The organism is Cryobacterium sp. TS_SC_7 (assembly GCF_056156285.1).
On record NZ_CM149589.1, the window covers coordinates 3,057,719 to 3,083,348 of the forward strand.

The window sequence follows — 25,630 nt, forward strand, 5'->3', positions numbered from 1 at the left end:
CGGGAAACACGGTCTAGTGCCGGGCGGGCACCACGAACCGCTGCCAGGCCCAGGCAGCCACGCTGAGCGCCGCGAAGACGCCGGCCCCTGCCCACCACAGGCTGACACCACCGTCACCGGGCCAGAACAGCCCGGCGGGGGAGAGAACCCCGAACATGATGGTGAACGCCAGCACGGTCAGGGCCGCCCAGATCGGCGGCGACCAGCTGAGGATGCTCCGCCCGCTGGTGCGTCCGATCGGGATGAGCACGAGGGCGGCCGACCCGATCGCGGCCAGCACGACGCTGGTGGCGATCTCCGCCGCGAACGCGCTGAGGAATCCGTTGGCCTGCGGCAGGAGGCCCAGCGTGAGCCAGCCGAGCAGGGCCAGCGCGATCAGGCTGCCGGCCCGCAGTGCGGCGAGCTGGCCGCGCCTGCGCCCCGGAAGGCCGGGTGCTGCGGCGACGGATCCGAGCAGCCCGAAAACCAGGGCGGGGTGAATCTCGAATGCCCGGGAGGCGAGAGCGGTCGCGGCGACGAGCAGCAGGTAGCGCGGGAGGAAGGTGACGGATGCCCGCTCGCACCACACCCGTGAACTCCACCAGAGCGGAACGAGCGTTCCGACCGCGTTGACGACGACGAGGGCCGCCATGACCGCCAGAAGCAGCCGCAGGTAGGCCGGCTGGCTGCTCACCGGGCCCGACAGCATGACCAGCGTCGCCGCCGCTGTCACGGCCGCACCGGCCACCAGCCACCGGTTCAGCGGCAGGTCGGGTGCGGTCTCGAACTCGACGCGGCTGCGGTTTCGGCCCGCGATCGAAACGGTCTGCCAGAACGGGCGACCGTTCCGGGCCCGGGAAACGGTTCCAGCGAGGAGGCGCGCGGGAACGCAGAGCAGCAGCAGGGCTCCGAAGGCGAGAAACGCCGCCTGCACCCAGGAGACCGGCGAGGTGGACCACGGCGCCGGCACGGCGGTCGCGAACAGGGTCGGATCGTTCCATCCGCCCGGCACCGGAGCAGGCAACAGCGCTGAGGGTGAAGAGGCCTGCGGGTGAGGTGCTTCCTGGCCCGGTGCACCGGGCACGGTGCTCTCCGGAGCGGGGGCGGAGGACGCCGGCGGTGCACTCGCACCCATGGTCGGGATCGGGGCGCCGGGGCCCGTGGTGTCGGGCGTTGCCGCGGCCGCCGGCCCGAAGAGCACCTCCACGCCGGGACTGCCCGGGCCCAGGTTGCCGGCCGGGTCCCGCTGCACCGCGATGACCTGGTGGGACCCGGCGGCGACGCCGCCGGCGAAACAGCTCCAGGACCCGGAGACGACGACGGCGCTGCAGACCGAATAGGCGCCGGCGAAGACGGTCACGGTCGCGTCATCCTCGCCGGAACCGGAATAGGTGGTGCCGGACAGCGGCACCCGGTCGCCGCCCACGGGCGCGCTCACGATGGGGGCCGTCGGGCGGTCCAGGTCGAAGTCGAGGCTGACCGGTGCGCTCGCATTCGACCAGGAGGGTGCGCTGTAGGACGTTTGCTGGCTCGCCGACACGGAGACCGCTCCGCCGGCGACGTTGCCGGTGAACGTGCAGGACCAGGCGCCGGACGCGTCCGCGGTGGCCGTGCAGCGCTTCCCCCCGGCCAGGGAGACGACGACGGATGCCGCCGGATACCCGCTCCCGCGAACGGTGCCGTTGGTCAGTGCGAGGCCGGTCGGGCCCCCGGTCACGACCGGTGCGGACAGCACGGCGATGGTCTGCTCGGCAGCCGATTCGGGGGCACCCGTGACGACGACGCGCAGTCGCACGTCGGGACCACTCGGCAAAGACACCGCCGTGCAACTCCACACCGCGGCGGCGTCGACCACCGCGAAGCAGAGCGGGTCCTGGTCGGAGACGGGGGAGAGCAGCTGGATCTCCCGCCCGACTTCGCCGGTGCCGGAAATCGTCGTGGTGCCACTGCCGACGAAGCTGCCGGGTGCCGGGCTCGTGATGGTCGGTGCCAGGGTCGTCGGGCCGGTGGATTGCGTCGATTCCGGGGATGCCGTCGGTTCCGTCGAGTTCGGGGTGGGCGGCGGCGTGGGGGCCGGGACGGCGACGGCGGCCACCGACGAGCCGAGCGTGAGCAGGCCCACGGTCAGCGCGCCGATCAGGGCGACGATCATCGGGGCAGACCGTGCACGGAGACCGGAGGCGAACCGCCGACCGGATCGCCCGGACTCGGAGCCCGAACCGGACACAGTTCTACCGCGCATCTCTTCACCCCTGGTGACCATTCCACGGGTCACGGCCGGGAAAGTCAACGCGCGACACGCACTGTGACGCAAATGGCCCCCGTTCGGCCGACCGGGAGCCATGGTGCATACTGGCGCTGGCCCCTCCGGGTGCTGATTTCCCCCGACGAGTAAAGGGCGTTCCGTGGCCGTGGTCACCGTTCCGGCATCCCTCCGGGAGACCTCCCGGCCACGCACCCCGACGGCGAAGGCGGTGCGTTGATGCTCGACCTGTCCCCGCGCCCGGTGGACCGTTCGTGGCTGACCCCCGAACTGTTCTGGCCTGCCCTCACGACCGCGACGGCGCACCTCGACACCCCGGTCGCCGCGGTGCACCTGGACGCGCTACGGCACAACACCCACGACATGCTCGACCGCGCGGCCGGTACCCCGCTCCGGGTGGCGTCGAAGTCCATCCGCGTCCGCGGCGTGCTCGAGGCGATCCTGGCCCTGCCCGGCTATCGGGGCGTGCTCGCCTACACCCTGGCCGAGGCACTCTGGCTGGCGGAGACGGTGACGGATGTCGTCGTCGGCTACCCCACGGCCGACCGGGCCGCGATCCTGCAGCTGAGCCGTTCGGAGCGGCTGGCCGCGACCGTCACGCTGATGGTGGACTCGGTCGCGCACCTCGACGTCATCGACGCGGTGCTCCCGCCGGGCAGCCGGGCCCCGATCCGGGTCTGCATCGACCTCGACGCATCCTGGGACGCCCCGCTGCTCGGCCACCTGGGCGTGTGGCGCTCGCCCGTGCACACGCCGGCCGACGCCCGTCGCCTCGCGGTCGCCATTCTGGCCCGGCCCGGTTTCCACCTCGTCGGGATGATGTCCTACGAGGCCCAGGTGGCCGGGGTTGGCGACCGGCCGGCCGGCAGACCGGTCCGGGGGATGCTCAACCGGTGGGTGCGGGGGCGGTCCGTCGCCGAGATCGCCGAGCGCCGCGCCGCGGCCGTGAGCGCGGTGCGGGAGGTCGCGCCCCTCGAATTCGTGAACGGAGGCGGAACCGGTTCGGTCGAGACCACGCGCGGCGACGCATCCGTCACTGACGTCGCCGTCGGCAGCGGTTTCTTCGGGGGGCACCTGTTCGACAATTATGCGAGCTTCCGGCCCGCGCCGGCGGCCGCGGTCGCCTTCTCGGTGGTGCGGAAGCCCCGCCCCGACATGGCCGTCCTGCTCGGCGGCGGGTGGGTGGCCTCCGGGGTTCCCGGCGCCGACCGGGTGCCGCGCCTGGTCTGGCCGGACGGCCTCCACCTGGTCGCGCGGGAGATGGCCGGTGAGGTGCAGACCCCGCTGACCGGCCCCGGCGCGGCCCGGCTCGAGGTCGGCGACCGCGTGTGGGCGCGGCACACCAAATCGGGGGAGCTGAGCGAGCACGTGAACGAGGTTGCACTGGTCGAGAATGGGCAGGTGGTCGACATCCTGCCGACCTACCGTGGCGAGGGGAAGGTGTTCCTGTGAGTGCGAGCGGAGCGGTGTGGCGCAACTGGGCCCGGAACCAGGCGGTGACGCCGGTGCGCGTCGAGCGGCCGTCGACCGTCGCCGCCGTGCAGCGTGCCGTGGTCGCGGCCGGCAAGGTGGGCCTCCGGGTCAAGGCCGTGGGCTCCGGGCACAGCTTCTCGGGCATCGCCCTGGCCCCCGGGGTGCAGCTCGACCTGTTCGACCTCGCCGGCCTGATCGACGCGGATGCCGCGTCCGGCCGGGTCACCCTGGCCGCCGGAACCCGCCTGTTCGAGTTGCCCCGGCTGCTGCGTCCGTACGGCCTGGCCCTCGCCAACATGGGCGACGTGGACCGGCAGACCATCTCCGGCGCACTTTCCACCGGAACCCACGGCACCGGCGGGCGTTTCGGCGGGCTGGCCACTCAGGTTGTGGCCCTGACCCTCGTCACCGGCGACGGCTCCCTGTTGCACGTGAGCGAGACCGAGAACCCGGAGCTGTTGCCGGCGGCCCGGATCGGGCTGGGCGCGCTCGGCATCGTCGTGGACGTGACCGTGCAGTGCGTGCCCGCTTACCTGCTGCACGCCGTCGAGGCATCCGAACCGCTCGAGGAGGTGCTCGAGCGCTACCTCGACCGGTCCGACCGGCACGACCATTTCGAGTTCTACTGGTTCCCGCACACCGAAACCGCGCTGACCAAGACCAACACGCGCCTGCCGGTGACCGACGAGCGGTCCCCGTTGGGCGCCGTCTCTCGCTGGGTCGACGACGAACTTCTCGCGAACGGGATATACCGGGGCATCTGCGCGCTGGGTGCGCTCGCGCCGGCCACCGTGCCCCGATCCACCCGGCTCGCCACCCGGCTCAGCGGGCGACGCGAATTCACGGACGTCTCCCACCGGGTGTTCGTGACGAACCGCACCGTGCGCTTTCAGGAAATGGAATATGCGCTGCCGCGGGCCCTGGTCCCCGCTGCGCTGCGGGAGGTGCGGGAGCTGATCGCCGCGCGCGGCTGGCGCATCTCCTTCCCGGTCGAGGTGCGCTCGGCCGCGGCCGACGACGTGTGGCTCTCCACTGCCAATGGCAGGGACACCGGTTACATCGCCGTGCACCGGTATTACCGGGAAGACCCGGCCGCCTACTTCCAGGCGGTCGAAGCCATCATGCGCGCGCACGGCGGGCGCCCGCACTGGGGCAAGATGCACGACCGGGATGCCGCCTCCCTCCGCGCCGAGTACCCGCATTTCGACGACTTCCTGTCGGTGCGTGACAGGCTTGACCCGGAGCGCCGCTTCGCCAACAGCTATCTGGAAAGAGTCCTCGGTCGATGAGTAATAGCAACACCCCCGCCGCACGCGCCTGGGAACACCGGGCGGGGGAACTGGGTGACCGGCTGCCCGACGGTTTCACGGTGGGCGTGGCCACCTCAGCTTTCCAGATCGAGGGTGGCGCCCGGGAGGGCGGCCGCGGCGAATCGACCTGGGACCCGTTCACGGCCGCCGCCGGGCGCATCCGTGACGGTTCCAACGCCTCCGTGTCGACGGATCACTTCAACCGGCTCGACGAGGACGTGACCCTGCTCCGCGAGCTGGGCATCGACCACTACCGCTTCTCGCTGGCCTGGGCCCGGCTGCAGCCGGACGGCCGGGGTGCGCTCAGCCGGGCCGGCACCTCCTTCTACGACCGTCTGCTCGACGGGTTGCTGTCCGCGGGAATCAGCCCGATGGCCACCCTGTTCCACTGGGATACCCCGCTGCGGTTGCGCGGCGGCTGGCTGAACCGGGACACCGCCATGCGTTTCGGCGACTACGCGCACCAGGTGGGCGAGGTGTTCGGGGACCGGATCGACTCCTGGCTGACCCTGAACGATCCCGCGACGGTGACCCTGAACGGGTACGCCCTCGGCACGGATGCCCCGGGTGAGGCCCGGCTGTTCGGCGCCCTGCCCGCAGCGCATCACCAGCTGCTCGGCCATGGCCTCGCCGTGCAGGGCCTGCGCGCCGCCGACGTGCGCGGCCGAATCGGGATTGCCAACGTGCACTCGCCCGTGCAGGCGGCCAGCGGCCGCGAAGCCGACGAGGTCGCCGCCGCGCTCTTCGACGTGCTGCACAACCGCCTCTACGCCGACGCCGTACTGCTCGGCCGCTACCCGGAACCGCCCGAGCCCTACCAGGTGCCGCTGAGGATGCTGCTGGAGACCGAACCGGACGACCTGCGCACCATCCACCAGCCGCTGGACTTCTATGGCCTGAACTATTTCCAGCCGAGCCGGATCACGGCCGGCCCGGCGGCCCCGAAGACTCTCACCGGACCCCCGCCCGTCGGGCCGCCGGAGAAGGTCGTGGCGTTCCCCTTCCACGTCACCGCGATGCGCGAGTTCCCGGTGACCAACGCGGGCACCGCCATCGCGCCCGAATACCTCGGCGTGGCCCTCGCCGAGCTGCGGGACCGCTACGCGGAGCACCTGCCTCCCGTCTGCATCACGGCCGGCGGAGCCAGCTTCCCCGACGTGGCCGACAAATGGGGGGCCGTGCACGACCCGGCCCGGATCGACTACCTGGCCGAGCACCTCACGACGGCGCTCGCCGCGGTCGCTCCCGGCGGGATCGCCGAGGGCGTCACCCTCCAGGGCTACACGATCTGGTCCCTGCTGGACAGCTTCGAATGGACGGCCGGCTACACCCAGCGGTTCGGCCTCGTGCACGTCGACTTCCAGGATGGAACCCGCACCCGCACCCCCAAGTCCTCCTACCGCTGGCTGCAGAGGGTGCTCTCCGCCCGCTGACAGTGCGGCGCAGGGAGATTCTTGGAGTGTGTTGGGAAGGACATGGGAGGTTCAGACCGCATGGTTATGATGGTGCTGCGTCGTAGACACGCCGCCGCGGCCTGCTCGTCCGCCCCGCCCCATCACAAGGAGAAGCTGCCATGGAATGGCTCATCCCGGTCCTCATCGTCGTTGCACTCGTCCTCATCATCGGGATCTACCTCTGGTCGACGTACAACTCCCTCGTCACCCTCAAGGTGCGCGTCGACGAGGCGTGGAGTGACATCACCGTACAGATGAAGCGTCGTGCCGACCTGATCCCGAACCTGATCGAAACGGTCAAGGGCTATGCGGCACATGAGCGGGCCGTCTTCGAGAACGTCACCAAGGCCCGGGCCGAATCGCTCAACGCCCAGGGCCCTGCCGACGCCGCCGCCGCGGAGAACCACATGCAGACCGCCCTGCGCAGCATCTTCGCCGTGGCCGAGGCCTACCCGCAGCTGCAGGCCAGCCAGAACTACCTGCAGTTGCAGGGTGAGCTGGTCGACACCGAGGACAAGATCCAGGCCTCCCGCCGGTTCTACAACGGTGGCGTGCGCGAACTGAACACGAAGATCCAGGTCTTCCCCAACAACCTCATCGCCCGCAACCTCGGGTTCACCCAGCGCGACTTCTTCGAGGTGTCCGACTCCGCCGCCATCGCGGAGCCGCCTCGCGTCCAGTTCTAGCGGCGGGCGGCCATGTACAGCGCCATTGCGCGTAACAAGCGCAACACCGTCTTCATCATCATCCTGTTCATCGCCATCATCACCGGTCTCGGCTGGCTGGCCAACGCGATCTACAGCACACCCGGCAACTACAGCATCCTCATCCTCACGGTCGTCGTCGCCACGGGGTACGCCCTGCTGCAGTACTTCATGGCCGGGCGCCAGGCGGTCGCCCTGAGCGGTGGAATCAAAATCAACAGCAAGGCGGAGAACCCGCGGCTGTGGAACATCGTCGAGAACCTGTCGATCACGACCGGGACGCCCATGCCCGAGATCTACGTGATCAACGACCCGGCTCCGAACGCCTTCGCCACCGGTCGCGACCCGCAGCACGCGATCGTCGCTGCCACCACCGGGCTGCTGGAGATCATGACCGACTCCGAACTCGAGGGCGTCATGGCGCATGAGCTCGGCCACGTGCGCAACTATGACATCCGCCTCTCGATGGTCGTATTCGGCCTCGTGGTGGCCGTCGGGTTCATCTCCGACATGTTCCTGCGGATGGCGTTCTTCGGCCGGGACAGCAAGAATAACGGCAGCCCCGTCATCATGGTGGTCGGACTCGTCGCCATGGTCGTGGCGCCCCTGATCGCCACGGTCGTGCAGTTGGCGGTGTCGAGGCAGCGTGAGTACCTGGCGGATGCCACGGGCGCCCTGACCACGCGGCATCCCGATGCCCTGGCCAGCGCGCTCGGCAAGCTCGAGGCCTACGGGCGGCCGATGAAGAAGCAGAACACGTCGATGGCCCACCTCTGGATCGCCGACCCGCTGAAGCCCGGCGTCATGGACAAGCTCTTCGCCACGCACCCGCCGATCGCCGCGCGCGTCGAACGCCTGCACGCCATGGGCCGCCAGTTCTAGAGCCCCGTTCCGGTCGAGAGTGACCGTTCCGCCGGTCACTCTCGACCGGAACGGGCACTGTCGTGCCTAGTTGCGCAGCTCGGCGGCCAGGGCGGCGGCGAGGTTGCCGCGCGGTTCCACCTCGATCTCGGGCAGACCCTGCCAGGCGGCGGCCTGCCGGAGAACGGCCGCGAGGCGACCGGCCGTGTCCGCCGGCGCACCCGCTTCCGCCCACGCCGCGCGCACCCGCAGAACCTGCGCCTGGCGGTCGTTCTTGAGGTCGACCCGGCCCACGATCGTGTCGCCGAGCACCACGGGCAGCGAGTAATACCCGAACACCCGTTGCGGTTCGGGGGTGTAGATCTCGATCCGATAGTGGAAACCGAACAGGCGCAACGCGCGCGCCCGTTCCCAGACGACCGGGTCGAACGGGGAGAGCAGGGTCGCGGCATCCATCCGGCGGGGGAGTCGCGCGTCGCGGTGCAGCCAGGCGGTGCCGGCCTGGCCGCCCGCGCCCCAGCCCGGCACCGCCACCGGGATCAGTTCGCCGGAGTCCTCGAGGTCGCGGATGGCGACCAGGGTCTCCGGGCCCCGCAACCGGAAGTAGTCGGCGAAGTCCTTCGCCGTGCCGATGCCGTGCGCTCGAGCCGAGCGGCGCACCAGTTCGCGGTGGGCGTCGTCGCGGCTCACGGTGCGGCCCAGCAGTTCCGGTGGGAACACCTGCCCGGGCAGCGCGTACACCCGCTCGAAGCGCTCCCGGCCCTTGATTGCCACGTCACCCCACCGGAACAGGGTTTCGAGCCCGGTCTTCACATCCGACCAGCCCCACCACGGTCCGGTGCGCCGGTTCGCGTCGTGCTCGATGGCGCTCGCGCGCAGGGGTCCGTTGGCGGCGAGCTCGGCGAGCAGCCAGTCCAGCAGTGGGCGGTTGCCCTGCGCCCACGCCTCGGTCGCCGAGCGGTCCCGGAAGTCACGCATCCGCCAGCCGAGCAGCGGCCAGGTGTCGACCGGCACAAACGACGCCTCGTGCGCCCAATACTCGGTCAGCCGCGCCTGGCGGCCAACGGTCAGCCGATCCAGCAACGCCTTGTCGTAGCTGCCGAGGCGGCTGAACGCCGGCAGGTAGTGGCTGCGCTCGAAGACATTCACCGAGTCGATCTGCAACAGCTCGAGCCGGTGCACGAGGGCATCCACCTGACGGATGCCCGGCGTCACGGTCGACGTGCGCCCGAAGCCCTGCGCGGCGAGCGCGATCCGGCGGGCGAGGGCAGGGGAGATCGTCTGGACCATCCCACCGACCCTAGCGGCACCTTTCATACGGCATTCACGCGGTGTTCAGACGAAGGCTCCCTGGCGGTCGGCGACGGCTTCTAGCCTCGCCGTGACCAGTAACCCGACCCACAGCGCCCCGCGTTCCGCGGCCGCCCCCTCGCTGGTCCGACGGAGGAAAATTGTTCACCACCCGCACGCTGACCGCCCTGGCCGCGGCCACCGCCCTTGCCCTGAGCCTGGCCGCCTGCTCCGGAGCAGCGGACGCCGGCTCCGGCACCCCGTCTGTCGACGCCGCCACCGCGACGAGCCTGTCCGCGTTCGGCGACCTGGCCGCGCTCGAGGATGCCGCCAGGGCTGAAGGAGCCCTGAACGTGATCGCCCTGCCGCGGGACTGGGCCAACTACGGCGCCGTGCTCGACGCCTTCGCGAAGAAGTACCCGGAGATCACCATCACCGAGGCCTCGCCCGACGCGTCCAGCGCCGAGGAGATCCTGGCCGCCGAGAACCTCGTCGGCCAGGACACCGCCCCCGACGTCTTCGACCTGGGCCTTGCCGTGGCACTGTCCAGCACCGACTCGTTCGCGCCGTACCAGGTGGCCACCTGGGATGAGATCCCGGATGCGCTCAAGGAGGAGAGCGGCCTGTACACGGGCGATTACGGCGGCTACATGGCCGTCGGCTACGACCCCGACGCCGTATCCGCGCCGACGCAGTTGAGCGACCTGCTCGGGGCCGAGTACAAGGGCAAGGTCGCGATCAACGGTGACCCGACGCAGGCCGGGGCCGCCTTCGCGGCCCTCGGTCTGGCCACCGTGCAGAACGGCGGCACGGTCGCCGACTTCCAGCCCGGGATCGACTTCTTCGACGAGCTCAACCAGGCCGGCAACTTCGTCAAGATCGACCCCACCCCGGCGACGATCGCGTCGGGCGAGACCCCGGTGGTCTTCGACTGGGACTACCTCAACGTGGGCTACGGCACAAACCTGGCCGGTGAGCGCAACTGGGAGGTCGTCGTCTTCCCCGGGACCGGTTACGCCGGTTACTACAACCAGGCCGTGAACAAGGATGCCCCGAACCCGGCCGCCGCCCGGCTCTGGCAGGAATTCCTCTACAGCGATGAGGGCCAGAACCTCTGGCTCGCCGGCGGCGCCCGCCCCGTGCGTGCCGAGGCCATGCAGGCGGCCGGCACCATCGATGCGGAGCTCTTCGCCGCCCTCCCGGCGGCCCCGGACGAGACCGTCGTTCCGAGCGAGGCGGAGAGCGCCGCGGGAGCCGCCCTTCTCGGCGAGAAGTGGGCCGCAGCTGTCCAGTAGCCGGCGCGGAACGGTAGCAGCCTTCGGGCTGCTGCCGTTCGCGGCGTATGTGCTGCTCTTCCTGCTCGTGCCCACCCTGATCGCCGTGGGCACCGGCTTCGTCGACGAGACCGGGGCGTTCACGTGGGACACGGTCGCAGCGCTGGGGAACCCGGTCGTGCTGGACGCCTTCGCCAACTCGTTCGGGCTGTCGGCGTTCACCGCCGTCGTGGGGGCGGTCGTGGGCGCGCTCGCCTGCTACGGACTCCTCGGGGCGCCAGAGGACGGCCCGCTGCGTTCCGTGGTGGACTCGCTCAGCGGTGTGCTGGCCCAGTTCGGCGGGGTCATGCTGGCCTTCGCCTTCGTGGCGACCATCGGCATCCAGGGTCTGATCACCGTGATCCTGCGAGACTCCTTCGGCGTCGACATCTTCGCCGACGGGGTGTGGCTCTACGAGCTGCCCGGACTGGTGCTTCCCTACATCTACTTTCAGGTTCCGCTGATGATCATCACCTTCCTCCCGGCGCTGCAGGCGCTGAACCCGCACTGGGCCGAGGCCAACGCCACCCTGGGCGGCAACCGGGCGACCTACTGGTTCCGGATCGCTTTCCCGGTGCTCGCCCCGTCGTTCCTCGGCAGCCTGCTGCTGCTGTTCGCCAACGCGTTCTCCTCGTACGCGACCGCTGCCGCGCTCACCAGCCAGGGGTCGCAGATCGTTCCGCTGCAGATCCGCTCGGCCCTGACCAGCGAAACGCTGCTCGGCCGGGAGAACCTGGCCGGGGCCCTCGCGCTCGGCATGATCCTGGTGATGTTCGTCGTCATGTCCGGTTACTCGGTGCTGCAGGCACGGGCGGCACGGTGGCAGCGATGAGGCCGGTGGCGCACGCCCCCAGTCGGCTGGTTCGTGGTCTCATCCTCGGCAGCATCGGCCTCGTCTTCGCGATCCCGATCATCGCCATGGTGGAATTCACCCTGCGCCGCGGCCTCGCCGGCGGTCACGACTTCTCCCGTTGGACGGCACTGTTCCAGGGTGGCTTCACCGGTCCGTACCGCTCGGTCCTCGTCGCCCTCGGCAACTCGGTCGGGCTGGCCGTGGGCACCGTCGCGATCGTGCTCCTGCTGCTGGTGCCGACCCTGCTGCTGGTGCACCTTCGGTTTCCGCGGCTGCGTCGCCTGATGGAGTTCGTCTGCATCCTGCCGATCAGCATCCCGGCCATCGTGCTCGTGGTCGGCCTGGCCCCCGTGTACTCGGTGCTCGCCCGGGTGGCCGGCAGCGGCGTGTGGACCCTCTCCTTCGCCTATGGAATCACGGTGCTCCCGTTCGCCTATCGAGCCATTCAGTCCAACCTCGACGGTGTGGACGTGCGCACGCTCAGCGAGGCCGCCCGCACCCTCGGCGCCGGGTGGGGGAGCGTGCTGCTGCGGGTGCTGATCCCGAACCTGCGCCGCGGCATCCTCGCCGGAGCGTTCATCTCGGTCGCGGTCGTGCTCGGCGAATTCACAATCGCATCCCTCCTCAACCGCATCACCCTGCAGACCGCGCTCGTGGTCGTGAGCAAGGCCGACCCCTACACGGCCGTCATCCTGTCACTGCTCGCGCTCACCTTCGCGTTCCTGCTCCTGCTCGTCATCGGGCGTCTCGGCACGGTCCGCACCGGCCGGCGCCGGCCCATCACCGGAGGTCAGCCATGATCCAGAACCAACTCCAGAACCCGCTCCCGAACCGTCCCCGCACTCCGGAACGGCCGGCAGCGACAGCCCGCACGGGAGCCGCGGTGCGCTTCGAGGGGGTCGTCAAGGACTTCGCCGGGCACCGGGCGCTGGCGAACTTCGATCTCACCCTGCATCCGGGCGAACTCGTCGCCCTGCTCGGCCCGAGCGGCAGCGGCAAGACGACGGCCCTGCGGGTGCTGGCCGGGCTCGAATCGACGGATGCCGGCACCATCCTGATCGACGGAGTCGACGTGTCGACCCTGCCGACGAGCCGGCGTGACCTGGGCATGGTGTTCCAGTCCTACTCGCTGTTCCCGCACCTCAGCGCGGGGGACAACGTGGAGTTCGGCCTGCGAATGCAGAAGGTGCGCGGGGAGGAACGGCGCGACCGTGCCGCTGCCGCCCTGGCCCTGGTCGGGCTCGACGCCCACTACGACCGCTTCGCCCACCAGCTCTCCGGCGGGCAGCAGCAACGGGTGGCGTTGGCGCGGGCCCTGGTCACCGAGCCGAGGGTGCTCCTGCTCGACGAGCCGCTCTCCGCCCTCGACGCCAAGGTGCGGGTGGCGCTGCGTGAGGAAATCCGGCGGATCCAGACCGAACTGGGCATCACGACGCTGTTCGTCACGCACGATCAGGACGAGGCGCTCGCGGTGGCCGACCGGGTTGCCGTCATGCGCGCCGGGTCGATCGAGCAGATCGGAGCGCCGGAAGAGTTGTACACCCGGCCGGCCTCGCCGTTCATCGCTGATTTCATCGGTCTGAGCAATCAGCTTCTCGGCACGGTTCTGCACGGCTTCGCGCAGGTGCACGGTGCGAAGCTGCCGCTCCTGGATCCCTCCCAGGCGGATGGCGCCGTCACCGTCTCCGTGCGTCCGGAAGACCTCGAGCTCGGCCCTGACGGCGCACCGGGGGTGGTCGTCTCGTCGAGCTTCCACGGCTCCCTCCGCCGCACGACGGTGCACCTGCACGACGGCACGCCGCTCGTCGTGCAGCACGACGTGCGCCTGCGCCCGGCCGTGGGGGAGACGGTCGGGGTGACCTTCACGGGGGCACCGGTCTCGGTCGACCCGATTGCTGCGCCGGTGTAGCCGTGCGGCTCATGCCGGAGCCGGTACGTGAGATTGCCTAGAATGATGCCGTGATGGAAACCGATGGTAAACCCGCCCGCGGCGGACTCTTCGGCGCGTTCGGACGCCGCAGGACGGCACCTTCGATTCTGATCGAGGTCCCTCCCTCACCTGCCTCCGGGGTCGACGAGACCCTGCCTGCCGGCATCCGTCTGGCCGCCGCCTGGTCCTGGCGCCTGCTGGCCCTGGCCGGAGCGCTCGCGGTCTTCATCTTCATCGTCATCCAGCTGCGGTTGATCGTCATCCCCCTGCTCGTGGCCGTTCTGGTGTCCGCTCTGCTCGTTCCCCTGGTCGGGTTCCTCGTACGGCACCGGTGGCCCAAAGCACTCGCCGTCGCGGTTGCCCTGATCGGCACCTTCGCAATCATCGGCGGTCTGCTCACGCTGGCCGTGACCCAGATCGCCGTCGGCACAGTGGGTCTGAACGACCGTCTCGCTGCCTCCTACGAGAGTCTGAAGGCTGTGCTCCTGGCTTCGCCGCTGCAGCTGACCGAGCCGGAGCTCAACGCCTTCCTCGGCGAGGCCTGGGAGGCCATTCAGGCGGACAGCCAGGTCTTCGTGTCCGGTGCGCTCTCCGTCGGCTCGTCCCTGGGCCATCTGGTGGCCGGGTTTCTACTGGCGCTGTTCAGCCTGCTCTTCATCCTGATCGACGGCAGGGGCATCTGGGCCTGGATCGTGCGCCTGTTTCCGCGTCGGGCGCGTGCGGCCATCGACGGCGCCGGGGTGGCCGGCTGGACAACGCTGGGCAACTTCGCGAAGGTGCAGATCCTGGTGGCCTCCATCGACGCGATCGGCATCGGCACCGGTGCGGCCCTGCTGGGGGTGCCCCTGGCCGTTCCGATCGGTGTGCTGGTGTTCCTCGGTTCCTTCATCCCCATCGTCGGTGCGGTGGCCACCGGTGCGGTGGCCGTCGTGATCGCCCTGATCTTCAACGACTGGGTGGTGGCGCTGCTGATGCTCGGGGTGGTGCTGCTGGTGCAGCAGGTCGAGGGCCATGTTCTGCAGCCCTTGATCATGGGCACCGCGGTCAAGGTGCATCCGCTGGGTGTGGTGTTGGTCGTCGCCTCAGGAGCACTGCTCGCGGGCATCCCGGGGGCGCTGTTCGCCGTGCCGGTCGCCGCCGTGCTGAACGTCATGATCACGTATATCAACAGCGGGGTGTGGCGTTCCAGCCTGGAACCCCCGTCGACCCTGCTGCCCACCCCGCTCTGGCAGACCGTCCCGCAACGCCCCGGTTTCCGTCGCCCCGGAGACCGCCTCGAGAAAAGTGCCGCCCATGACTAACGCCTCCCTCGTCGGACCGACCCTGTCCGACTTCGAGTCGGCCCGCGATGTGGTCGGCCGGGTCGCAACCGTGACCCCGATGGAATCCTCGCGGTACCTCACGGAGCTGCTCGGCGCGCCGGTCCTGCTCAAGTGCGAGAACCTGCAGCGCACCGGCTCCTACAAGATCCGGGGCGCGTACAACCGGATGTCCAGGCTCACCGACGAGGAGAAGTCCCGCGGGGTCGTGGCCGCCTCGGCCGGAAACCACGCCCAGGGTGTCGCTTTTGCGGCCCGGGAACTCGGCATCAAGGCCACGATCTTCATGCCCGTCGGCGTCGCACTGCCCAAGCTGCAGGCGACCCGCGATTACGGAGCACACGTCATCCTGCGCGGCAACACTGTGGCTGAGCCGTTGCTGGCCGCCGCCGCCTACGCCGAGGAGACCGGCGCCATCCTGATTCCGCCGTTCGATCACGCGGACGTCGTCTCCGGGCAGGGCACCGTGGGCCTGGAGATCCTCGACCAGGTCCCCGACCTCGCCACCGTCATCGTTCCGATCGGCGGCGGCGGCCTCATCTCCGGCGTCGCCAGCGTGCTCAAACAGCTCGCCCGCCGAGACGGTCGCCAGATTCGCGTGATCGGGGTGCAGGCCGCCAACGCGGCCGCCTACCCACCCTCGCTCGCGGCCGGTCAGGTGCTGGAGATCCCGATCCTGCCCACGATCGCCGACGGCATCGCGGTGGCGAAGCCCGGGCTGCTCAACTTCGAGATCGTACGGGACACCGTCGACGAGGTCGTCACCGTCACCGAGGACGACACCGCCCGCGCGCTCCTCGTGCTCCTCGAGCGCGCCAAGCTCGTGGTCGAACCGGCCGGCGCGGTCGCGGTCGCGGCGATCCTGGCCGGAAAAGTGGCCGCGACCGGTCCGACGGTCGCCATCCTGAGCGGGGGAAACATCGACCCGCTGCTGATGCAGCGTGTGATCAGCCACGGCCTGTCGGCATCCGGTCGCTACCTGACGCTGCGCATCATGCTGCCCGACCGGCCCGGCCAGTTGGCTCGCATTTCGGAGCTGCTCGCCGAGGCGCACGCCAACGTGATCGAGGTGCTGCACACCCGGCACGGTGTGGGGCTGCAGATCAGCGAAGTCGAGCTCAACGTCAGCGTCGAGACCCGTGGTCCCGACCATCGCCAGCTCGTCGTCGACGTGCTGCGTGCGGCCGGCTACGACCCGCAGTTCGACTAGCCACCGCCCCTCCAGGCGAGGAGCGGGTGCGGCTAGTTGCCGGCCCAGGTCTCCACGAGGAAGATCTCGACGGCGATCTCCTTGCCGGTGGGCGTCACGTACGACGTCTTCGCGCCGACCGCGAGGCCGATGATCGCGGTGCCGAGCGGGCTCTGCTCGCTGTAGACGTCGAGGTCGCTGTCTCCGGCGATTTCGCGGCTGCCGATCAGGAAGCGGTTCTCCTCACCGGCGATGGTCGCGGTGATCACGGTGCCGGGCTCGACGACGCCCCGGCTTTCGGGCGCATGGCCGACCTCGGCGGTGCGCAGCAGCAGCACGAGCGTGCGGATGCGCGCCTCCATTTTGCCCTGCTCGTCCTTGGCGGCGTGGTAACCCGAGTTTTCCTTGAGGTCGCCCTCCTCCCGCGCGGATTCGATCTTCTTCGCGATTTCGACACGCCCTACCGTGCTGAGCGTGTCCAGCTCGGCGGCGAGGCGGTCGTAGGCCTCCTGGGTCAGCCAGGTGACCGTGGTTTCGGTAGTCATGGGTGGAGTCTCCTCATGCTCGGTTCGTGCTCGTTCGATGCCCTGCAGGTGAACCCGCAGATATACAACGGACGCCCCGACGAAGACGTCAGGGCGAAGTGCTCAGTCTAGGTCAGCCAGCAGCGGTAAATCAATCCGGTGTTGCTCAGCTCGGTGGTGCGCACATCCGTGGTCGTCGACCGCGAGTAGATCGTGCTGGCGGGCAGGTCGACGATCTTCCAGCCGACCACCGTGAACGTCTCGTTGAGTGCCTGCACGGCGCAGCTGGCGCTCCGTCCGACCGGGATCGACGCCTCGAAGGTGACGCTCACGGTGTTCTCGTCGATGATGCTGTGACGGATGTCCCGGGTCTCGATCAGGGGCTCGGACGCGCCGAGCCCCACCCAGACGACGAAGGCCACCAGGACGGCCGCGAGTGAGCCGGCGATGATGTGCAGAACGCGCCGGTCTCTCGTGCCGCGGTTCGGGGCACGCCCGTATCGGGTGTCGAGGTTGCTGCTCACGGTCACTCAGACTCCACACTCACGGATCAACGATTAGTCTTAGTACCAAGGTTATCTGGCATTTCTGAGGAGTTTCATGTCGCTGCGACTCTTGGCGGTGCACGCCCATCCCGACGACGAGTCGAGCAAGGGTGCTGCCACCTACGCCCACTACCGGAGCCTCGGCGCCGAGGTCATGATCCTGAGCTGCACCGGAGGTGAGCGGGGGAGCATCCTGAACGAGGACCTGCTCGGACATGCGCTGGCCGAACGCGACCTTGCGGGGCTCCGCCGTCTGGAGATGGCGGAGGCGCAACGCGTGCTCGGGGTGGAGCACCGGTGGCTCGGCTACCAGGATTCCGGGATGAACGACGACGGCTCCGTGCCCCCGAACTCGTTCGCGGACGTGCCCGTGGAGATCTCCGCTGAACCGATCGTGCGGCTCATCCGGGACTACCGCCCGCAGGTCCTGATCACGTACGACGAGAACGGCGGATACCCGCACCCCGACCACATCCGCTGCCACGACGTGTCGATGGAGGCCTACCGGGCTGCCGCAGACCCGACCCGGTACCCGGATGCCGGTGAGCCGTGGCAGGTCGACAAACTCTATTACGACCGGATTTTCAACCTCGAACGCATCGACGCCATGTTCCTCGAACTGAGCGTCACGGAACCCGAGTCGCCCCTGCTGGAGCCGCTCGGAGCGGCCAGAGAGTGGATGAAGGACTACCCGAAGCTGGCCACGACCCACGTGCCCGTCGGGGAGTTCCTGGAGGCGCGGGACGCGGCGTTGCGGGCCCATGCGAGCCAGGTTTCCCCCACCAGCAGTTTCTTCTTCTGGCCGAACGATCTCATCCGTGAGGCCTGGCCGTATGAGGACTTCCAGCTCGTCGAATCGAAAGTGGACACCGTGATACCTGAATCCGACCTCTTCGCCGGAGTGAGGGACGACGCATGAGCCTCGTCGTTCTCGCCCCTCTCCTCAGCATCGTGGCGGCCGCCACCCCGTCGCCCGAGTTCGACCCGAACACGGTGACGCCGGGTCCGGCGGGCTTCGTGGCTATCGCGGTCGTGGCCGTCGGCACGGTGCTCCTGGCCATCGATATGGCCCGCCGGGTGCGCCGCAACACCTATCGCGCCGAGATCCAGGAACGACTGCAGGCCGAAATCGCGGCGCAGGCCGCTGCGGACGCCGGCGCCGAGGGCAACGGCAAGGCCTGACCCGGTCCGCGGACCGGCAGGTGGTGCTACGGGTAGATCGGGTTCGTGGCGATGATCATGATCGCCGCCCAGTGGCAGAGGAAGGCCACCACGGTCAGGGTGTGGAAGATCTCGTGGAAACCGAACACGCCCGGCAGCGGGTTGGGTCGTTTCATGCCGTAGATGACGGCGCCGACGGAGTAGCAGAGCCCGCCGATCATGATCAGCGTCATCATCACCGCGTCGGCCTGGAAGAAGTCGACGATGAACATGAGGGCGCCCCAACCGAGCGCCAGGTAGAGCGGGACGTACAGCCAGCGCGGGGCGTTGATCCAGAACACCCGGAAGGCGATTCCGAGGATGGCGCCGCCCCAGACCAGCGACAGGAGCAGCGTGGACTTGGCCGGCGGCAGGGCGAGCACCGAGATGGGCGTGTAGGAGCCCGCAATCAGCAGGAAGATGTTGGCGTGGTCGATCCGCTTGAGGACCACGCGGGTGCGGGGGCTCCAGTTGAACCGGTGGTACAGGGCCGAATTGCCGAACAGCAGCATTGAACTCAGCACGAACACGAGTGAACTCCAGCGTGCCGCGGCGCCGTCGGCTGAGAGCAGAAGCACGATGCCGGCCACGATGGTGACCGGGAAGGTTCCCGCATGGATCCAGCCACGCCAGGTGGGCTTGACGTCCACCTGCTGAGGCAGGTCGTCCTCGAACAACGGCAGGTTGGTGATGTCATCCGCGGGGGCCATGCTGCAAGAATACGACAGCGTGCATGCCGCGAGCGGCACGCAACGGCCGCGAGTGAGCTAGCGTAAACACGTGCAGAAACGGGAAGTTCCATGGGCGCGCGGCATTCTCTACGGGGTGTACCAGCGTCGCCTTCGCCGAGGGCTGACTCCGGATGTGCTCCCGGACCACGTTGCCATGATCATCGACGGCAACCGGCGATGGGCCCGACAGCTTGGCTTCGACTCCGCCGCCCACGGCCATCGGGCCGGGGCCGCGAAGATGCGCGAATTCCTCAAATGGTGTGACGACCTCGGCATCTCCGTTGTCACGCTCTACCTGCTGTCTTCCGACAACCTGACCAACCGGCCGACCGAAGAGCTCCAGGAATTGATGAAGATCATCGCGAAGCTCGCGGAGGAGCTGTCCCGGGTCCGGGACTGGCGGGTGCAGCAGGTGGGATCCAAGACGGGCCTGCCGGAGCCTCTGATCGCCGCTTTGAACGCCGCGGAGGCGCGGACGGCACGCAAGAAGGGGCTGCATATCAATCTTGCGGTGGGCTACGGCGGACGCACCGAGATCACCGACGCGATGCGAAGCATCGTCGGGGCGCATCTCGAGAACGGCCACACGCTTGAGAACCTCGCGGAAACCCTCACCCCTGAACTGATTGGGGCGCACCTGTACACCAGCGGCCAGCCTGATCCCGACCTGGTCATCCGCACGTCCGGGGAGCAGCGCATCAGCGACTTCATGCTCTGGCAGAGCGCGCACAGCGAGTTCTATTTCATGGAAGCTCTCGGGCCGGACCTTCGGCAGGTCGACTTCCTGCGTGCCCTGCGCGATTTTGCCAGACGCCAGCGCAGGTTCGGCGGGTAGGACATCCATGACCGCTCTTGATCACTATCTGGAGGGGTTCCTGGAGGAGCCCGGTTACCTCGACTACGCCCGCGTGGGGCCGTGTTCCGCCGGCGTCGTCGCCGAGACGCTGGGCCAGACGGAGACGCTGTCCCGCGCGCGGTTCGGCAGCCTCGATCATTTCCACGCCCAGGACCAACGGCTGCGCTCCGCCGTGGCCGAGGCCACCGGTTTCCGTGCCGACCAGATCGTCTGCGAGCCCAACACCACCACCGGGATCATGCAGGCCATGTTCGGCCTCACCGGGCCGGTGCTCCTCTCGCCCGGGGATTTCCCCACGGTGCCGTTCGCGGCTGTGCGCGCGGCGGAGGCGCTGCGCGTGGTCACCCCGATCTGGTTGGAGACCGATCACGGTCGGGTCACCCCCGGGCAGATCCGGGAACAGCTGACCTCGGCCACCGCCGCGGTGGCGGTCTGCCTCGTCGATTCCCGCACGGGTCATCGCGCGGACCTGGACGGCATCCGTCAGGTCATCGGGGACCGCCTGCTCATCGTCGACGCCATCCAGGGTTTCGGGGCAGTGGATGTTCCGTACGAGGTGGCGGATGTCGTCGCCTCGGGTGGGCAGAAATGGGCCAGAGCCGGTTGGGGCACCGGTTTCCTGGCGCTCAGCGATCGCGCCGTGGAACGTCTGGTTCCCGTGTTCTCCGGTTTCGCCGGCACCGACACCGCCGAGCCGTGGGACGAGGTGCTGCCCCCGAGCCGCAGTGCCAACGCGTTCCGGGTGAGCAATGGGGACTCCATCGCCCAGGCGCGGTTCGCGACAGCTCTCGAAGAGGTGGCCGGCGTCGGCATCCGCTCGATCGAGGACGCGATCAACGTCAATGTGGCGCAGCTGATCGATCTGGCCGACGAGTTCGCCATACCCGTGGTCTCCTCACGGGACGACCGGGAGCGGGCCGGCATCCTGGTGCTCGAACCCCCGGCCGCCCACCTCACGCTGCTGGGCATCGCCCTGCACAACCACGGCGTCACTGCGACGACGCGCGACGGCACCGTGCGACTCAGCACCCATGCTGCGCTCAGCCCGGACACGATCGACATGCTGCGCGGCGCGTTCACGTCGTATGCGACCGCGGTGATCTACTGACGGTCCCGTGCCGGCCGGGGTTCGGTCCGGAAGATGACTGCCCGGTGAACGTCTGTTTTGAATGCGCGTGTCGCTCTTCCCTTGCTGCGCTTGAATAAGTAGCGTCATGCTCATCAGGTATGGCACCTGATCGAGACGGCCACATAAGTACGGCTCGAGAACCCTGTGGCTGCTCGCCAACACAATCTGTGCCTCACGGGGCACGGGGTGGGAGTGGTTGTGACCGCTAATCAGATCGACAACAAGGGTTCGAACCAGACGGCGGCGGCGGGGCAAGCCGAATGCACCTACGTTCTGGACACATCGGTACTACTTTCCGATCCCAAGGCGATTTTCCGCTTCGCGGAGCACGCCGTGGTGCTCCCGGTCGTGGTCATCGCGGAGCTCGAGGCCAAGCGCAACGACCCGGAGATCGGGTACTTCGCCCGGCAGTCGCTGCGGCTGCTTGACGAACTCCGGGTGAAGCACGAGCGGCTGGACTTCCCGATTCCAGTCGGTGAGGGCGGCAGCCTGCGGGTGGAACTGAACCACTCGAATATGTCGGTGCTGCCCTCCGGCCTCCAACTGGGCGACAACGACTCACGCATCCTCGCCGTGGCCCTCAATCTGGCCAACGACGGCCTGAACGTGACTGTCGTCACCAAGGATCTGCCGCTGCGGGTGAAGGCCGCCTCGCTCGGCCTCGCCGCGGAGGAATACCGCCACGAACTCGCGGTGGACTCCGGGTGGACCGGCATGGACGAGATCACCCTGGGCTCGAACCTGATCGACGAGCTCTACGACAAGGAGGTCGTGCACACCCGGCTCGTGCAGGACATGCCGGTGAACACGGGCCTGGTCATCCACTCCGACCGTGGGTCCGCGCTCGGCCGGGTCGTCGGGAAGGGCGAGATGAAACTCGTGCGCGGCGACCGGGACGTCTTCGGGCTGAAGGGCCGCTCAGCGGAACAGCGTCTGGCCATCGACCTGCTCCTCGACCCGGAGATCGGGATTCTATCGCTGGGAGGGCGGGCCGGAACGGGGAAGTCCGCGCTCGCCCTCTGCGCCGGCCTCGAGGCCGTGCTGGAACGCCAGCAGCACCGCAAGATCATGGTTTTCCGGCCGCTCTACGCGGTCGGCGGTCAGGAACTCGGCTACCTGCCCGGTGACGCCGCCGAGAAGATGAGCCCGTGGGCCCAGGCGGTCTTCGACACGCTCGGCGCCATCGTCTCCGAGAACGTTCTCGAGGAGGTGATCGAGCGGGGGATCCTGGAGGTGTTGCCGCTCACGCACATCCGTGGTCGTTCGCTGCACGACGCCTTCGTGATCGTGGACGAGGCCCAGTCGCTCGAACGCAACGTGCTGCTCACGGTGCTCAGCAGGATCGGGCAGAACTCGCGCGTGGTGCTGACCCATGACGTGGCCCAGCGGGACAACTTGCGGGTGGGCCGCTTCGACGGGGTGGCGTCCGTGATCGAGACGCTCAAGGGACATCCGCTGTTCGCCCACATGACGCTGACCCGTTCGGAGCGGAGCGCGATCGCAGCTCTCGTCACCGAGATGCTCGAGGGCAACGACGTGCGCTAGCGCCTTCCACCCCGCGAACCAGCACCGCGAGAGTGCCCGTTCCGGTCGAGAGTGACCGGTACAACGGGCACTCTCGACCGGAACGGTACCGGGAAGGGGCTACTTGGGCTGGGGCGGACGGGTCATGCTGAGCACGTCCAGGGCCGTGTCGAGCAGCTCGAGGGTGACCTCGCCGCGCTCGACGAAGCCCAACGCGATGACGGACTCGCGCACGGTGACGCCCTCGGCCACCGAGTGCTTGGCGACCTTGGCCGCGGCCTCGTAACCGATGACCCGGTTCAGCGGGGTGACGATCGCGGGGGAGGACTCGGCCAGCGCGCGAGCGCGCTCCACGTTGGCCGTGAGGCCGTCGACGGTCTTGTCGGCGAGCACGCGGGTGGCGTTCGAGAGCAGCCGGATCGACTCGAGCAGGGCGGTGCCCATCACCGGGATGGCGACGTTGAGCTCGAACGAGCCCGACGCGCCCGACCAGGCGATGGTCGCGTCGTTGCCGATCACACGCGAGCAGACCATCAGCACGGCCTCCGGGATCACCGGGTTCACCTTGCCCGGCATGATCGAGGAGCCGGGCTGCAGGTCGGGGATGTTCAGCTCGCCGAAGCCCGTGTTGGGGCCTGAGCCCATCCAGCGCAGGTCATTGCAGATCTTGGTCAGGCTGACCGCGATGGTGCGGAGGGCGCCGGATGCGTCCACCAGGCCGTCCCGGTTGGCCTGCGCCTCGAAGTGGTCGCGCGCCTCGGTGACCGGCAGTTCGGTCTCCTCGACGAGCAGCTCGATCACGAGCTGCGGGAAGCCGAACGGCGTGTTGATGCCGGTACCGACGGCGGTGCCGCCGAGGGGGACCTCGGAGACGCGGGGGAGGGCCGTGCGCACGCGCTCGATGCCGAGGCGCATCTGCCGGGCGTAGCCGCCGAATTCCTGGCCGAGGGTGACCGGGGTGGCGTCCATCAGGTGGGTGCGGCCGGCCTTGACCGCTCCGGCCCACAGCTCCGCCTTGGCCTCGAGGGCAACGGCGAGGTGGTCGAGCGCGGGGATGAGGTCGTCGATCAGCGCACTCGTGACGGCCAGGTGAACGGATGTCGGGAAGACGTCGTTGGAGGACTGGGACGCATTCACGTGGTCGTTCGGGTGCACCGGGCGGCCGAGGCTGCGCGTGGCGAGGGTCGCGAGGACCTCGTTCATGTTCATGTTCGAGGACGTTCCGCTACCGGTCTGGTACACGTCGATCGGGAACTCGGAGTCGTAGCGGCCGGCGGCCACCAGGTCTGCGGCGTCGGCGATGGCCTGGGCGATCTCGGCGTCGAGCACCCCCAGCTTCGCGTTGGCCAGGGCGGCCGACTTCTTGATCCGGGCCAGGGCGGCGATCTGGGCCGGCTCCAGCACGGAGCCGGAGATCGGGAAGTTCTCGACGGCCCGCTGCGTCTGCGCGCCGTAGAGGGCGGCGACCGGAACCCGGACCTCACCCATCGTGTCGTGTTCGATCCGGTACTCGGCTTCAGCGGTCTTGTCCACCACGGTGTGTATTACCTTTCGATTGGGAATCTTCTGGGTGCGAATCTCTTCGGGACGGGAACGCGCGCGGCACCCCGGGGGCCCCGCCGCGAACAGGCGGCTCGGCTAGACCACGCCGACAACGATGTCGGGCACGGCACGGCCTTCGAGCAGCCGGTAGTTCGCCCCGACGATAGCCAATGTACCTTCTGCCACGGCCGCACTGATCACCTCGGAGCGCTCGAGAAGCTCGGACACCGTGTCGCGCAGGTGTTCGCGGCCGACAGCGAGAGCGTCGACCTGCTCGGGATCGATCGGCGTCGCATCCGTCGACCCGGCGACCCGCCGAACGGCAGGCACAATTTTTTCGATGATCCGGTTGATGTGCACGGGCAGGGGCGGCGCGTCGGCAGCCTGGGAATCGATGGCGGCGCGCACGGCACCGCAGCCGTCGTGCCCGAGCACGAGGATGAGCGGAACCCGCAACACGGCCACGGCGTATTCGAGAGAGCCGAGCACCGAATCGGAGATGACCTGACCGGCGTTGCGCACCACGAACAGGTCACCCAGACCCTTGTCGAAGATGATCTCAGCGGCCAGCCGGGAGTCGCTGCAGCCGAACAGGGCGGCGTCGGGGGTCTGCACGAAGGCCAGCTCGGCGCGGCGGTCCACGTCCTGACGCGGATGCCGCGGCTCGCCGTCTACGAAGCGGTCGTTGCCGCGTTGCAGGTCGGTCCAGACCTCTGCCGGTGTTGCTGCCCTGCCCATCACTGTCCTTCGGCGTCGTTCGTGCTGATCTGTTCGGCAACCACCTCGGCGAGAGCCGCGAGCTCGTCGTCCTCGGCGGTGCCGACGAGAAGGTAGGTGCTCTCCCCGGCGGCCGTCACCAGCGCGGATTCGAAATTTCCGCGGTCTTTTTCCGGGGCCGGGTTGCGGTGCACGTCCCAGGTCACGCCGGCGATCGTGACGGTGCCGCTGGCGGCCGTGTCTTCCAGCTTGTCGGCTAGCCAGCTCGGGTTTGCCCCGAGCGCCTGGGTCAGGCCGATGTACTCGTCGGCCGGGGTGAGCAGGCCGATGTTCCAGGAGGGGATCTTGTCGGTCCCGCCTGCCCGCCACTGCGCGGAATTGGCCGTCCAGTCGGCGGGCAACGCCGGAACCAGCAGGGGTTCGTCGATTCCGATCTGCACCTGCTCGGCCACAGCCGCGAAGTCGACGGCGCGGTTCAGCGGCGCCTCGCTGCGCGGCACCAGGAGCACGAGCACGAAGACCATGCCGAGAGTGGCCAGGAGCGACAGGACCAGGTTGTTCACGGTCTTGTGGGACCGATACTTGCGGGAGTTCTCAGCCAGCCTGGTCTTCGTCTCGCCGGGGGTTTCCGGGCGTCCCAGCTCGGCGACGATGCGGGGCGCGCGCTTGGCGGCGCTCATCCGGCGGAGGCGGCGGACTCGACCTGGCCTGCCCGTGCGGCATCCAGTCTGGCCTTCGCGCCGATCAGCCACTCTTCGCAGCGACGGGCGAGAGCCTCGCCGCGTTCCCAGAGAGCGAGCGACTCCTCGAGTGATGAGGCGCCCTGTTCGAGGGCGTTCACCACGCGCACGAGTTCGTCCCTTGCCTGTTCGTAGCTCAGGGCGTTGATGTCGTCTGCTGCCGAGGTCATGATGTCCATTCTAA

Annotated in this window: 25 protein-coding genes; 16 read left to right on the forward strand and 9 right to left on the reverse strand. The window is 69.0% G+C overall.

All coding sequences use genetic code 11. The features are described 5' to 3' along the window. Positions 1-13: 13 nt before the first annotated feature. A complete protein-coding gene (locus AC0J5J_RS14075) occupies positions 14-2,131 on the reverse strand; it encodes a hypothetical protein (protein WP_474898557.1) in 2,118 nt (705 codons plus the stop codon). Positions 2,132-2,461: 330 nt separating this feature from the next. On the opposite strand from AC0J5J_RS14075, the gene AC0J5J_RS14080 reads away from it, so the two are divergent. The 5 genes from AC0J5J_RS14080 (at position 2,462) to AC0J5J_RS14100 (ending at position 8,065) form a co-directional block, all read left to right on the forward strand. Beyond that, positions 2,462-3,694 (forward strand): amino acid deaminase/aldolase, encoded by a 1,233-nt coding sequence (locus AC0J5J_RS14080; protein ID WP_474898559.1) that lies wholly within the window; start codon positions 2,462-2,464, stop codon positions 3,692-3,694. Then, complete coding sequence (locus AC0J5J_RS14085; protein WP_474898561.1) at positions 3,691-5,004, forward strand: D-arabinono-1,4-lactone oxidase; 1,314 nt, start codon at positions 3,691-3,693, stop codon at positions 5,002-5,004. The genes AC0J5J_RS14080 and AC0J5J_RS14085 overlap by 4 nt, the downstream gene beginning before the upstream one ends. Then, positions 5,001-6,458, forward strand: a complete 1,458-nt coding sequence (locus tag AC0J5J_RS14090; protein WP_474898563.1) for a glycoside hydrolase family 1 protein — start codon at positions 5,001-5,003, stop codon at positions 6,456-6,458. Before AC0J5J_RS14085 ends, AC0J5J_RS14090 begins: the two co-directional genes overlap by 4 nt. 140 nt (positions 6,459-6,598) lie before the next feature. Beyond that, positions 6,599-7,165 (forward strand): LemA family protein, encoded by a 567-nt coding sequence (locus tag AC0J5J_RS14095; protein WP_134425085.1) that lies wholly within the window; start codon positions 6,599-6,601, stop codon positions 7,163-7,165. Between the two features lie 12 nt (positions 7,166-7,177). Beyond that, positions 7,178-8,065 (forward strand): M48 family metallopeptidase, encoded by an 888-nt coding sequence (locus AC0J5J_RS14100; RefSeq protein WP_134425086.1) that lies wholly within the window; start codon positions 7,178-7,180, stop codon positions 8,063-8,065. A 66-nt stretch (positions 8,066-8,131) separates the two neighbouring features. Here the strand turns inward: AC0J5J_RS14100 and AC0J5J_RS14105 are convergent, their stop codons facing one another. Further along, positions 8,132-9,334, reverse strand: a complete 1,203-nt coding sequence (locus tag AC0J5J_RS14105) for a winged helix-turn-helix domain-containing protein (protein ID WP_474898565.1) — start codon at positions 9,332-9,334, stop codon at positions 8,132-8,134. Between the two features lie 161 nt (positions 9,335-9,495). Here AC0J5J_RS14105 and AC0J5J_RS14110 point away from each other — a divergent pair, with 161 nt between their 5' ends. The 6 genes from AC0J5J_RS14110 to ilvA are packed head-to-tail and all read left to right on the forward strand — an operon-like array spanning position 9,496 to position 15,959. Beyond that, a complete protein-coding gene (locus AC0J5J_RS14110) occupies positions 9,496-10,629 on the forward strand; it encodes an ABC transporter substrate-binding protein (protein WP_474898566.1) in 1,134 nt (377 codons plus the stop codon). Positions 10,630-10,678: 49 nt separating this feature from the next. After that, positions 10,679-11,479 carry an ABC transporter permease gene (locus tag AC0J5J_RS14115; RefSeq protein ID WP_338145427.1) on the forward strand — a complete coding sequence of 267 codons (801 nt, stop codon included), beginning with the start codon at positions 10,679-10,681 and terminating at the stop codon, positions 11,477-11,479. Then, on the forward strand, positions 11,476-12,300 hold the full coding sequence (locus AC0J5J_RS14120) for an ABC transporter permease (RefSeq protein WP_134425090.1): 825 nt from the start codon (positions 11,476-11,478) through the stop codon (positions 12,298-12,300). The genes AC0J5J_RS14115 and AC0J5J_RS14120 overlap by 4 nt, the downstream gene beginning before the upstream one ends. Then, a complete protein-coding gene (locus AC0J5J_RS14125) occupies positions 12,297-13,409 on the forward strand; it encodes an ABC transporter ATP-binding protein (RefSeq protein WP_134425091.1) in 1,113 nt (370 codons plus the stop codon). Before AC0J5J_RS14120 ends, AC0J5J_RS14125 begins: the two co-directional genes overlap by 4 nt. Positions 13,410-13,462: 53 nt before the next feature. Next, positions 13,463-14,731, forward strand: coding sequence for an AI-2E family transporter (locus AC0J5J_RS14130; protein WP_474900241.1), 1,269 nt, complete (start codon positions 13,463-13,465; stop codon positions 14,729-14,731). Then, a complete protein-coding gene (gene ilvA, locus AC0J5J_RS14135) occupies positions 14,724-15,959 on the forward strand; it encodes a threonine ammonia-lyase (protein ID WP_474898568.1) in 1,236 nt (411 codons plus the stop codon). Before AC0J5J_RS14130 ends, ilvA begins: the two co-directional genes overlap by 8 nt. Before the next feature lie 32 nt (positions 15,960-15,991). On the opposite strand, the gene greA is transcribed toward ilvA, so the two are convergent. Together greA and AC0J5J_RS14145 are read right to left on the reverse strand one after the other, a co-directional pair. Continuing rightward, complete coding sequence (greA, locus tag AC0J5J_RS14140) at positions 15,992-16,483, reverse strand: transcription elongation factor GreA (protein WP_134425093.1); 492 nt, start codon at positions 16,481-16,483, stop codon at positions 15,992-15,994. 107 nt (positions 16,484-16,590) lie between these two features. Beyond that, entirely contained in the window at positions 16,591-16,992 is a 402-nt protein-coding gene (locus tag AC0J5J_RS14145; protein ID WP_474898570.1) for a DUF4307 domain-containing protein, read from the reverse strand. Positions 16,993-17,062: 70 nt separating this feature from the next. Here AC0J5J_RS14145 and mca point away from each other — a divergent pair, with 70 nt between their 5' ends. Together mca and AC0J5J_RS14155 are read left to right on the forward strand one after the other, a co-directional pair. After that, entirely contained in the window at positions 17,063-17,926 is an 864-nt protein-coding gene (mca, locus tag AC0J5J_RS14150) for a mycothiol conjugate amidase Mca (RefSeq protein WP_474898571.1), read from the forward strand. Then, positions 17,923-18,189 (forward strand): hypothetical protein, encoded by a 267-nt coding sequence (locus AC0J5J_RS14155; protein ID WP_134425095.1) that lies wholly within the window; start codon positions 17,923-17,925, stop codon positions 18,187-18,189. Before mca ends, AC0J5J_RS14155 begins: the two co-directional genes overlap by 4 nt. A 26-nt stretch (positions 18,190-18,215) precedes the next feature. Here the strand turns inward: AC0J5J_RS14155 and trhA are convergent, their stop codons facing one another. Further along, positions 18,216-18,917: a PAQR family membrane homeostasis protein TrhA gene (gene trhA, locus AC0J5J_RS14160; RefSeq protein ID WP_474898573.1), complete on the reverse strand. Its 702-nt coding sequence runs from the start codon at positions 18,915-18,917 to the stop codon at positions 18,216-18,218. Positions 18,918-18,987: 70 nt separating this feature from the next. Between trhA and AC0J5J_RS14165 the strand changes: the two genes are divergently transcribed. From AC0J5J_RS14165 to AC0J5J_RS14175, 3 genes are all read left to right on the forward strand, one after another. After that, entirely contained in the window at positions 18,988-19,773 is a 786-nt protein-coding gene (locus tag AC0J5J_RS14165) for an isoprenyl transferase (protein WP_134425097.1), read from the forward strand. 7 nt (positions 19,774-19,780) lie between these two features. Beyond that, the gene (locus AC0J5J_RS14170) at positions 19,781-20,902 is read left to right on the forward strand and encodes an aminotransferase class V-fold PLP-dependent enzyme (RefSeq protein WP_134425098.1); all 1,122 of its coding nucleotides are present in this window, start codon (positions 19,781-19,783) and stop codon (positions 20,900-20,902) included. 234 nt (positions 20,903-21,136) lie between these two features. Further along, positions 21,137-22,468 carry a PhoH family protein gene (locus AC0J5J_RS14175; RefSeq protein ID WP_241972798.1) on the forward strand — a complete coding sequence of 444 codons (1,332 nt, stop codon included), beginning with the start codon at positions 21,137-21,139 and terminating at the stop codon, positions 22,466-22,468. A gap of 99 nt (positions 22,469-22,567) precedes the next feature. Here the strand turns inward: AC0J5J_RS14175 and AC0J5J_RS14180 are convergent, their stop codons facing one another. The 4 genes from AC0J5J_RS14180 to AC0J5J_RS14195 form a co-directional block, all read right to left on the reverse strand. Then, positions 22,568-23,980 (reverse strand): class II fumarate hydratase, encoded by a 1,413-nt coding sequence (locus tag AC0J5J_RS14180; protein ID WP_420898551.1) that lies wholly within the window; start codon positions 23,978-23,980, stop codon positions 22,568-22,570. Between the two features lie 105 nt (positions 23,981-24,085). Beyond that, positions 24,086-24,727 carry a carbonic anhydrase gene (locus AC0J5J_RS14185; protein ID WP_474898574.1) on the reverse strand — a complete coding sequence of 214 codons (642 nt, stop codon included), beginning with the start codon at positions 24,725-24,727 and terminating at the stop codon, positions 24,086-24,088. Then, complete coding sequence (locus tag AC0J5J_RS14190; protein WP_474898576.1) at positions 24,727-25,386, reverse strand: DUF4245 domain-containing protein; 660 nt, start codon at positions 25,384-25,386, stop codon at positions 24,727-24,729. Before AC0J5J_RS14190 ends, AC0J5J_RS14185 begins: the two co-directional genes overlap by 1 nt. Next, complete coding sequence (locus AC0J5J_RS14195) at positions 25,383-25,625, reverse strand: exodeoxyribonuclease VII small subunit (RefSeq protein ID WP_474898577.1); 243 nt, start codon at positions 25,623-25,625, stop codon at positions 25,383-25,385. Before AC0J5J_RS14195 ends, AC0J5J_RS14190 begins: the two co-directional genes overlap by 4 nt. Positions 25,626-25,630: the final 5 nt, after the last annotated feature.